This window comes from Streptococcus sp. ELY_125 (assembly GCF_058314535.1).
This window is the reverse complement of sequence record NZ_JBZFUM010000045.1, coordinates 1-1,551: the sequence shown is the minus strand read 5'-3', so window position 1 is coordinate 1,551 and position 1,551 is coordinate 1. Positions and strand designations below refer to the sequence as shown.

General features: G+C 41.7%; 1 protein-coding gene. It reads left to right on the top strand.

Features of this window, described 5'->3' with window-relative positions:
- Nucleotides 1-94 precede the first annotated feature (94 nt).
- On the top strand, nt 95-1,510 hold the full coding sequence (locus AC4HAL_RS10980; protein ID WP_491094185.1) for an IS1182 family transposase: 1,416 nt from the start codon (nt 95-97) through the stop codon (nt 1,508-1,510).
- Nucleotides 1,511-1,551 lie beyond the last annotated feature (41 nt).

Below are 1,551 nucleotides of genomic sequence, written 5' to 3'. Positions count from 1 at the left end.
CAGACTGAAGACAAAGCTCTTGGAATTACATTTCTAAGAGCTTTTTGCTCTGTTTAGGAGTATACTAAAAGAAAACAGTTTGTGAGGTAAGGCCATGTTTCACAAAGAAAAGCCAGATTATAACCGCCATCAGTACGGGTTTTATACGCTTGATCAGCTTGTTCCTGAGGATCACTTTCTGCGTAAGATTGAGGCTGTGATTGATTTTGACTTCATCTATGACTTAGTTGAGGAGACTTACTCTTGTGATAATGGGCGTCCGAGTTTAGACCCTGTGATGCTCATCAAAATCCCTCTCATTCAATGTTTCTATGGCATTCGCTCCATGCGTCAGACCATCAAAGAGATTGAGGTGAATACTGCCTATCGTTGGTTTTTAGGACTAACTTTAGATGACAAGGTACCTCATTTCACCACCTATGGTAAGAATTACAGTCGGCGTTTCCAAGACAAACAGGTCATTTCTGAAATTTTTAATCAGGTGCTGCATCAAGCCCTGATGGCTGGTTTGATTGACCCCAATGAGATTTTCGTGGATGGCACTCACGTCAAAGCCGCAGCTAATAATCACAAGTATCGCAAGGAAATGGTGGAACAACAGGCTAAATTTATGAGTGACCAGCTGGAACTTGAAATTGATTTGGACAGGAAAAAGCACGCAAAAAAGTCGCTAAAGCCCGCCGCAAAAAGCGAGGCTAAAGAAAAGAAAGTCTCAACAACTGACCCGGAGAGCGGTTGGTTTCATAAGGGTGAACATAAAGAAGTTTTTGCCTATAATGCTCAGGTTGCCTGCGACAAACATGGCTGGGCATTAGCCTATAGTGTAGAAGCAGGGAATGTCCATGACAGCCAAGCTTTTCCTGCGCTGTTTGCCAAACTTGAGCCCTTCAGTCCTCACTTCCTGATCGCTGATTCAGGTTATAAAACGCCTTCTATCGCTAAATTCTTGCTGGATAAAAACATTACCCCTGTTTTTCCTTATACCAGACCGAAAGGAAAGAAAGGGCTGTTACGGCCTAAGGATTTTGTTTACGATGAGTATTATGATTGTTACCTTTGCCCCGAAAATCAGACGTTAGAGTATTGTACAACGACTCGTGAGGGCTATCGGGAGTATAAGAGTAAGGCCAAGATTTGTGTCACTTGTCCTTTATTAGGGAGTTGCACAGAGAGTCAGAAGCATCAAAAAGTCGTCACGAGACATCTTTGGAAAGAGGATATGGAGATTTGTGAGGACATTCGCCATCAAAGAGGGATGAGGGAACGCTACCAACATCGAAAAGAAACCATTGAACGCCTCTTTGGAACAGCTAAAGAATATCACAATCTCAGATATACGAGAGAGATTGGCAAGTCCAAAATGGAAGACAAGGTTGGGCTGATTTTAGCGTGTTTAAATCTCAAAAAACTGGTAAAAATGATGGCAGGAAGGCCTTTTTATTTTGACCAAATTCAAGTAAATACCTTAGTTATTGTCACCTCAGGCCATATTTTTCTAGAGAATTTTTAAAAAAAGACAAACTCCCAAAAAGAAGTTTGTCTTCGGTCTGA

What these genes read in the sequence shown, in the direction of transcription:
- AC4HAL_RS10980 (WP_491094185.1), top strand. Translation starts at nt 95, where the DNA reads ATGTTTCACAAAGAAAAGCCAGATTATAACCGCCATCAGTACGGGTTT.